The organism is Pacificibacter marinus, from assembly GCF_900109555.1.
GTDB classification, from domain to species: Bacteria; Pseudomonadota; Alphaproteobacteria; order Rhodobacterales; family Rhodobacteraceae; genus Celeribacter; species Celeribacter marinus_C.
On the sequence record NZ_FNZV01000005.1, the window covers coordinates 224,747 to 232,687 of the forward strand.

General features: G+C 51.6%; 9 protein-coding genes and 1 tRNA gene. 4 read left to right on the forward strand and 6 right to left on the reverse strand.

What is annotated here, in order from left to right; genetic code table 11:
* Position 1: 1 nt before the first annotated feature.
* Both BM025_RS08815 and BM025_RS08820 read right to left on the reverse strand, forming a co-directional pair.
* Positions 2–1,009, reverse strand: a complete 1,008-nt coding sequence (locus tag BM025_RS08815; RefSeq protein WP_139204558.1) for a phosphoadenosine phosphosulfate reductase — start codon at positions 1,007–1,009, stop codon at positions 2–4.
* A gap of 341 nt (positions 1,010–1,350) precedes the next feature.
* Complete coding sequence (locus tag BM025_RS08820) at positions 1,351–1,566, reverse strand: hypothetical protein (protein ID WP_085849240.1); 216 nt, start codon at positions 1,564–1,566, stop codon at positions 1,351–1,353.
* Positions 1,567–1,839: 273 nt separating this feature from the next.
* On the opposite strand from BM025_RS08820, the gene BM025_RS08825 reads away from it, so the two are divergent.
* Positions 1,840–2,112, forward strand: coding sequence for a DUF2312 domain-containing protein (locus BM025_RS08825; RefSeq protein WP_085849239.1), 273 nt, complete (start codon positions 1,840–1,842; stop codon positions 2,110–2,112).
* 163 nt (positions 2,113–2,275) lie between these two features.
* Here BM025_RS08825 and BM025_RS08830 read toward each other — a convergent pair whose 3' ends face one another.
* Positions 2,276–3,145: a hypothetical protein gene (locus tag BM025_RS08830; RefSeq protein WP_085849238.1), complete on the reverse strand. Its 870-nt coding sequence runs from the start codon at positions 3,143–3,145 to the stop codon at positions 2,276–2,278.
* Between the two features lie 265 nt (positions 3,146–3,410).
* On the opposite strand from BM025_RS08830, the gene BM025_RS08835 reads away from it, so the two are divergent.
* The 3 genes from BM025_RS08835 (at position 3,411) to BM025_RS08845 (ending at position 5,603) form a co-directional block, all read left to right on the forward strand.
* Positions 3,411–4,985, forward strand: a complete 1,575-nt coding sequence (locus tag BM025_RS08835; protein WP_244515571.1) for an ABC transporter permease — start codon at positions 3,411–3,413, stop codon at positions 4,983–4,985.
* Positions 4,986–5,134: 149 nt separating this feature from the next.
* Positions 5,135–5,515: a hypothetical protein gene (locus BM025_RS08840; protein WP_085849236.1), complete on the forward strand. Its 381-nt coding sequence runs from the start codon at positions 5,135–5,137 to the stop codon at positions 5,513–5,515.
* 12 nt (positions 5,516–5,527) lie between these two features.
* A tRNA-Thr gene (locus tag BM025_RS08845) sits at positions 5,528–5,603 on the forward strand.
* An 87-nt stretch (positions 5,604–5,690) separates the two neighbouring features.
* On the opposite strand, the gene BM025_RS08850 is transcribed toward BM025_RS08845, so the two are convergent.
* The 3 genes from BM025_RS08850 to BM025_RS08860 all read right to left on the reverse strand — a co-directional run.
* Positions 5,691–6,947 (reverse strand): tyrosine-type recombinase/integrase, encoded by a 1,257-nt coding sequence (locus tag BM025_RS08850; protein ID WP_085849235.1) that lies wholly within the window; start codon positions 6,945–6,947, stop codon positions 5,691–5,693.
* Positions 6,934–7,203, reverse strand: a complete 270-nt coding sequence (locus tag BM025_RS08855; protein ID WP_139204559.1) for a hypothetical protein — start codon at positions 7,201–7,203, stop codon at positions 6,934–6,936. The genes BM025_RS08850 and BM025_RS08855 overlap by 14 nt, the downstream gene beginning before the upstream one ends.
* 195 nt (positions 7,204–7,398) lie before the next feature.
* Positions 7,399–7,941: DUF2303 family protein (locus tag BM025_RS08860; RefSeq protein ID WP_139204560.1), on the reverse strand; the 543-nt coding region annotated here is incomplete at its 5' end.

A 7,941-nucleotide genomic window follows, 5' to 3' on the forward strand; every position in this document is an offset into this window, starting at 1 on the left:
TTTAGTCTGGTTTGGCGTCAAAAGGGATCGTCATGCCTTGCTCTTGCATAGATTTTTGCGCCAAGCCCAGTGCGCTTTCGAATGGCCGAGCTTTTCTGGTTTTGAGAACATGCGTGCATAAACGTGTGGTGAGCAAGGGATGATTTTGCGCCGTCACCTCGGTCAACAGGCGCCGCTGGTAGCCCGCATGATGACGTCGGTTGCGCAAGGCTCGCGTGACAACCCGTTGAGTCAAAACCCCGTTCATGGCAGCGATAAGAATGGGTTCAACCGCGCCCATTTCGAGCATTTCAAATTCGGGGTCTGCCCCAAAATTGCGAACAGGTCGCAATGATGTATGACGATTTTTGAATAGGGCGGCGTGCATCGCGTCTGGGTCGATGTGCGGGTCGTATAAAATCATTGCGTGATCCGCTGCGTCGATCATATGAGGGGCAAACCCATAGCGGGTGGAAAAATCCATGCGCCGCGTGTTTGAAAACCGTTTGTCCCATGACGCGAGGCGTGCATCAAGCGTTGCTTGGGGCGCTATGGCAATGACTGTCGCCCCAGGGGAGGCAACAGAATAGGCGCAGGCCGCATAACCACTGTGCCCCGCACCGTAAAAAACGACTTGGTCGAAGTCTTCAAAAAAGCCTTCATCCACCAGCCGATCAAAATAGCCATAGATGTTATGAACGCGGAACCACAGGGATGTTGGGTCGCTGCCATGGGCGATAATACTCAGGTGGGACCAGCCATGTTTTTTTGCAAAATTATACCCCAAAGGCAGCCCATTTTCGCTGCGCTCTGTGATGCTGTCATAGGATTCGAACGTCACCAGCAGTCGAGGGGCTTCGTCTGAAAACATGACGCAATGATCTGCGCCCAAAGGTTCAAAATAACCCGCATCTTCGCCAATATCTTCGATGGCTTCCAACCATTGCGCGCGCGGCAGGTCTGAAATATCAGATGTCCGCACGTTTTGTGCGTCCGATTTGGGCGGTTGATCCATTGCTGCCTTATCCATTTTCTCAGTCGTTTTGCCTTGACGCAGATACGCGACTTGGGTGCCCTAAAAGGGGTGTGCTTGCGTGTACCTGTGTCTGGCATGACATCCACATGGTTAACGACATGAGCATAAACTAGGGCATTTCAGAGGCGATCAAAAGGATTCCGCAGCCTAAATGATTAACTGTTTCCGAACCGGATATTATCTTATGAATTTGGGGTGTTTGGATGTGTTTTCATTGAAACTATGTCAACATAATGGGGCAGAGTAACGCTGACCAAAAGGCAACGCCCAGAATCGCGGGGCGTTGCGGCATCATCCAAGCTAGGGGTGTGTCATAGCCTAAAAAGCAATGCGTGTTAGGATAGGATGCTGCCGATGGTCACCGCGCCCAAACCGATTGCTGAAATCATCAAAGCGACCAAATTTAGCGCAATAACCTTTTGCAACCGAACACGAATTTCATCTTCGGTTCCGCCAGATTTACGGGCCTTTGCGGCTTGCAAAATACAATAAACCAAAAGCGCAACTCCGCCCAAGGTCAAAACCACGCCTGCATAAATGAGCATTTCCATCGGCATTCCTTTCTTTGTTTTCAGATCGCCTAGCGTGTCCTGCGTGTGGGTGCAAGTTTGTGATGTGCCACATGTTATATAGGCGGGCGATATGACGTGTGGATATGGTTAAAGCAAAGCGTTGCCGCGCGAGCAACAACCAGCCAAAGCGGCAGATCAAGACGCCTGAGACTTGCCATGCGCGGGCAGGGGCGCTAGGGATCAGATCAACCGAGGTCAGCAGATCTCATCCCGCTTTGCCAAGTCCACATTTTGCCAAGAAAAGGCTCGACCATGATCGATGACAACACCCCTTCAGGCCCCGATGCCGCGTACCGTGTGACCGCAGATGAACTGCGCCAGTTCGTGGAGCGCTATGAGCGGTTGGAGATGGAGAAAAAAGACATCGCTGACCAACAAAAAGAAGTGATGGCCGAAGCCAAAGGGCGCGGTTACGACACCAAAGTTCTGCGCAAAGTGATTGCTCTGCGTAAGAAATCTACAGATGAAATTGCCGAAGAAGAAGCGGTTCTTGAAATGTACAAAGAAGCGTTGGGCATGGCGTAAGCCGAGCTTGATTGGATTGAAACCAATGCATCCAAAGGCATGGGTTTAAGATAAGAAAACCGCGCTGGCCTTACCGCGCGGTTTTTTCATTTTAGTCGTTTTTGACGGTGATCTGAATTGCACACTGGAGGGCCTATTGGTGTGTAGAGCGTCGGGCCATAAATTACGGTTGGATAAATGTGACGCCAGGAATGTCTTCGATCGCGTACAGGTCATCTTCGTAGCGCTCAGTCAGGCGCTCGATCAAAGCATCATCCCAACCGGGCAGATCGATTTCTTCTTCAATGGCGTCTTCATCGACGTATTTGTCCAAAAACGCAGATAAAATCCGACGGCGTTGCATTTCATTTTGCGGCGGATGGGTGTGCAAATACGTGCGCAGACGCTTCATGCCTTCGCGTTGCATGATTTGAGCCAAGATATCCAACCCGCCTTCAATAGGCACCATTTGATCAAGCCCTGCGATGCTGCGCATGACCTGCGACCATGTCAAAGGCGTGTCCTCATAGGCGAACACGGTGACGGGCACATCGGGGCAGGCGCGGCGCATAGTTTTAATCAGATCGGACCAAAGCACTGCATCTACATTGGTTTTGCCAATGAAGTCCGCGTAGTTTTCAGAGTCTGGGCAAGCGTCAGGTATAAAGGTCGCAGGATTGCGCACGCCGATGTGAAATTCCATCGGACTGCTGGGAAACACGTTGCGCAGCCATTTAAGTTTGAACTCTGCTTGGCCATACAGGCGATCATTGTAAAAAATACCTTTGGGCATACAAATCAGGTCTTCGTAGCTCAGCACCATACGGTCGCAGGTTTGCATGTCGGTGATTTCGTCAATCACCATCTCTTCGGCTTCGGTGGTGGCGCGGCTGGTTTTGATTTTTTTCATCACCTGCGGCAAGACTTCCCGATACCGCGAGGGTGGAGGCACAATGACGCCGTGCTGTTCCAAGATGGGCCGGTTTTTTAAAAGCCCGCGCATAAGTTTCGAGCCATATGTACAGTGCGCGCCGATGTGAAATGAGATGAGCATAGATGGGGTTGGCCTTTGGTGCGCATGCGAATTGTTTGGGTACAGTATATGCGCTTTTCTGGACAGCGAAACCGGTTTCGCGTATGCGGTCCTCATAATGACCAACGATATCACTCAGCCTCAAAAAAACGTGCCTGATCCGCAGCAACCAGACGTGCTTGAACAAAGCTGCGCGACAGATATTGCGCCTAAAAACCGCTTGCGGCCGGTCAGCAGGTTGAGCATCTGGTCACTTGGCTCTGTCGTCATTGCAGCTTTGGTGCTTATGCCGATCTTTGCGGTGATTTGGATCGCGTTTCACCCGACCGAAAATATCTGGCCGCATTTGTTGGCCACGACATTGCCACGCTATGCGATGACCACGGGCATTTTGGCATTGGGTGTGGCGCTTTTGTCGGCTTGCGTTGGCACGGGCACCGCTTGGTTGGTGACCATGTACCGGTTCCCGTTGTCCAAAACGCTTGAGTGGCTGTTGTTATTGCCTTTGGCCATCCCTGCCTATGTCGGGGCCTATGCATTGGTGGATTTCTTGGAATTCGCTGGCCCTGTGCAAACTTTGTTGCGCAACGTGTTCGACTGGCGGTCTGCGCGTGACTATGCCTTTCCCGAAATCCGCTCTATCGGTTCTGCTATCATCGTGCTGTCCGCCGCCTTAACGCCCTATGTGTTCTTGCTGGCACGCGCGGCGTTCCGTGAACATTCGGGGTCTGTCTACGAAGTCTCACGCGCTTTGGGGGCGGGGCCTTTTGCACGGTTTTGGCGTGTAGGCTTGCCAATGGCGCGCCCCGCGATTGCGGCTGGCACGGCCATTGTGATGATGGAAACTGTGTCAGATTACGGCACCGTGTCGTATTTCGCAGTGCAAACCCTGACCACGGGCATCTTTTCCACGTGGTTAGAAGGGGGCAATGCAGGCGGCGCGGCGCAGATTGCTTCTGTGGTGCTTTTGGTTGTGCTTTTGTTGCTCACCTTTGAAAAGTCATCGCGAGGCAAAGCCCGTTATCACAGCGGTGCACGCCATCCGCGTCCTATTTTGGCGATCAAACTGACGGGCGCACAAGGCTGGCTGACAACCTTTGTCTGCTTCATTCCTTTTGCTGTTGGTTTTATTCTGCCCGTCGCTGTTATTTTAAGTCACGCTTTGGGCGAGCCCGAGCAATGGCTTGCACCGGGGTTGATTTCAGCCTTTAAAAACACGCTTACCGTGGCAGGGATTGCGTCATTGGTCACGGTGACTGCGGCCTTGTTCATGGTCTACGGGGTGCGTTTGACGGGGCGCGCTTTGCCGCGTTTGGCATTGCCCTTTACGACGCTTGGCTACGCCGCGCCCGGTGCCGTTTTGGGGATCGGAATTCTGTTTCCGCTGGCCGCGTTTGACAATGCTTTGGCCGATCTGATTTTAAAGCTCACAGGGCACGAAATCGGCCTGCTGTTCACGGGCTCTGCCTTTGCCATCATCTTTGCCTACACAGTGCGATTCTTTGCCATCGCTCAAGGCGCTGCGGATGCGGCCATGGGGCGGGTTGCGCCGTCTTTGCCAATGGCCGCTAGATCGCTGGGGCAAACACTGGGCGGCACATTGCGCCGTGTCTACATTCCGCTCATTCGTGGGTCCGTTGGCACGGCTTTGTTGCTTGTCTTTGTCGATTGCGTCAAAGAACTGCCCGCCACGCTTTTGCTGCGTCCGTTCAACTACAACACGCTGGCCACGCGGGTGCATGAAAAGGCGTCGCTTGAACAGCTTGAACAAGCCTCGCCTGCTGCTTTGTTGGTGATTGCTGTGGGGCTGGTGGCCGTCATTCTCATGGCGCGCTCTGAAAATGCGTCTGATTTAACTTAAGGTCCCGATATTATTATCGTCGCGGGGGTGACCGGCTGCGGCAAAACACGATCGCCAGTCGTCTGGCCGAAATCCATGGTATTCCTTTTCTTGAGGCCGATGATTTCAACCCGCCACAAAACGTTGAACACATGTCCTAAGGGAAGCCTTTGTCAGATGAAATGCGTCTGCCATGGCTTCAGATCTTGGCACAGGCAGCACGCAAAGCCGCACGCAAACAGGGCTGCGCCGTCGTCAGTTGTTCCGCGCTCAAACAAAGCTACCGCGATCTTTTGATTTCTGAAACAGGCCGTGCGCGAGTCGTTCTTTTGCACGGCACACGTGCTGCGATTCTAAAACGAATGGCCGTACGCGAAAATCATTACCTGCCAACCAGTTTGCTTGATAGCCAACTTGAAACCTTAGAGATGCCAAATCCCCAAGAAAAAAAGGTGTTCGCAGTCAACGCCGATAGTGCGTCGGAAAAAGTTTTTGAATTAGTGCAAAAAACTCTCAAAAATACTCTTGCACCCCCCCGCCAATATCCTTAAACGACCCTCAGTGCCCCTATAGCTCAGCTGGTAGAGCAACTGATTTGTAATCAGTAGGTCCGCGGTTCGAGTCCGTGTGGGGGCACCATCAATTCAATAACTTACACGGTTTTGCGTTTTAGGTTGGATCAATATTGGATCAATATTGGATCGTTCCCTTTTTTCGTACAAATAGCTAAGCTAATCCTCTTCCCGTCTGACGCAGACGTACAACTTGTGCGACCTGTGAGTCATTGTCGCGTAAGTATCGCTGTGTTGTAGAGAAGTTGGCGTGCTGACCTGCCGCTTGTAGCTGGCGGGGATCTGCGCCCATCTGCTCAGCTTCTGTTAAGCCCCCAGCGCGTGCATCTTTCAGCTTTATCTCTGGTGGAACACCTGCGGCTTTGGCGTACTTGCGCCAAATGGCGGTGAATGCCGTATGCTCAAAAGGGAGGTTGTGCCGGCTTGATATGATCAATGGGCCACTGTCGCGTCCAGCTTTGAGTTCCAATAGTCTGATGCGAAGATCAGGCAATCCATCAAGCGGGAAAGTAATTGGTTTGGGGGATGATTTGGCTGTCTTTGAAATAACCTTTTTAAACATGGTCATGCCCTGATCGAAGTGTTCGATGCAGAGCCCATCCTGCCATCTGGAATAAATGGTTTTAGATGCACGTCTGGATTTTCGTACAATCCCGCCCTGTAGGTATTCGGCTACTGATATTTCAAACCATTGGCCTCTAACGTCACTGCCGCGTAAAGCAAACTCGAATTGCAATAAAAGACCTGCAGCAAAGGCTTTGTCGTCAGCGGCATCAGCTAGAGCGACAACATCTTCGATCTGCTTGCGTGTCGGTCTTTCATCCGATGGGGATGGTGCTTTGATCCGCATGTTAGAAAGGGTTTCTTTTACATCTGCGGCACCTTCGATCTTGAGCAGTGCAGCATAGCGTGCAAGACCACGAAGCTGAGTAAACATGCGATGGATGAAATCCACGCTGCGCCCTTTATTGCCCATAGTTTTCTCAATATTCTTGAGCTCAAAGAAATCAAGCTTTTCGACCTTCATGTGGCCGATTGCCTTGTTCCAGTACGCACAAGTGTACTGGTAGCCTTTTTGGGTGTTTGCTTTGACGCTCGCATATGGGCTTACATCATCAGTTAAATATCGGTGGATTACATAACCCCAAGTTCTGACGTCCCATCCAGAATTATCTTGGGCGTCCCACCAATCGATCATGGCAATAGTGAGCTCGCGACATCTCTGGGCTCTATGAATCTGCAAGTCATCATCTTTGTTGCCTGATAGCTTCAAATTCACAGATTTGACCTGGTATCCCGCCTCAAGAAAGCGCTTTGGTGCCTTCCATGAGGCCGTGTTCTTAGACCATGATATGCAGGGCGCATAAAGCGGGTCTGACCCATCCCGAAGCGCTGGCTTAAAGGTTTTCATGATTTACTCCTTTATCCTCAATCAGAATTTCGGGGCTGATATCGTCGCCATTTGATAAATTAAATTGGCTCGTGTTACGGAATTTGCTTTTCAAGTTGACCCAAGCCCTCACGTCTGCCGCGACATATCGGGATAAAACAGGCACCGGTTTAGGGAAGTCGTCTGCTTCTAGGGCTTTCTTTTTACTGCGAAACGCGCTTGCGGTCATGCCAAGTGCTTCTGCTGTATCTGTTGTTGTCCACATAAGTGTTGTCATGTTTTTCACCAATAATGCTTTAAAACATAGACCTCGGTTTTGAGGTCTTGTTTGTTTTGTGCATGAAGATTTCAAATCATGCATTATCGCGTGCGTTGGTCAGCCAAGGCTCCGAATTATATCCTAACCGCTGACGAACACTTGCCTGTCGATCACCGTCCAAATCGTAAGCTCATCTGAGCCCACACCAATGCGTCACGCTTCCGGCGTGCCTTTAAAAAGCGGCAGGTCGGTGTGCGCGACGGCTAGGTCGAGGGACTCATCGAAGGACGCCTCGAAGGCTTTCTCGGGGTTGTAGATCGACAGGATGAACTTCACCTGACCGCCTGTCTTGCGGTAGCGAAAGCGCACGGGCATGCGGTACAGCGGGCCGTTTAAAAACACCGGGATGGCAATGATGATCAGGTTTGGCAGGTTCAGCGGCTGACCATTGAGGCCTTTGTGCTCATTGATGAACTTCATTTCCGCTTCGCCAGTGTCGCGGTTGGTGGTCAGTTTGAGGTCACTGGTTTCATTCACGAGGAACTGTTTCGACATTTGCAGCAGCTGCGTGAGCTGGCCGTATCGGCCCTCAATCTTGCAGGCCGTTTCAATCAGGCGATTTTCCCAATCGTCGTTTTTATCGTCTTGTACGCGGGCAATGATCGCGGGCGTTGGGTCCATGATGTTCTTGGCCTGCGTCTCAATAAACTCGCCCATGTCGTCTTTTTCGAGCGGCGTGTCAGACACCGCCATCCA

Bases quoted from the DNA above. Each gene is read 5' to 3' on its own strand.
- BM025_RS08815 (WP_139204558.1), bottom strand. From the start codon at position 1,009: ATGGATAAGGCAGCAATGGATCAACCGCCCAAATCGGACGCACAAAAC.
- BM025_RS08820 (WP_085849240.1), bottom strand. From the start codon at position 1,566: ATGGAAATGCTCATTTATGCAGGCGTGGTTTTGACCTTGGGCGGAGTT.
- BM025_RS08825 (WP_085849239.1), top strand. From the start codon at position 1,840: ATGATCGATGACAACACCCCTTCAGGCCCCGATGCCGCGTACCGTGTG.
- BM025_RS08830 (WP_085849238.1), bottom strand. From the start codon at position 3,145: ATGCTCATCTCATTTCACATCGGCGCGCACTGTACATATGGCTCGAAA.
- BM025_RS08835 (WP_244515571.1), top strand. From the start codon at position 3,411: ATGCCGATCTTTGCGGTGATTTGGATCGCGTTTCACCCGACCGAAAAT.
- BM025_RS08850 (WP_085849235.1), bottom strand. From the start codon at position 6,947: ATGAAAACCTTTAAGCCAGCGCTTCGGGATGGGTCAGACCCGCTTTAT.
- BM025_RS08855 (WP_139204559.1), bottom strand. From the start codon at position 7,203: ATGACAACACTTATGTGGACAACAACAGATACAGCAGAAGCACTTGGC.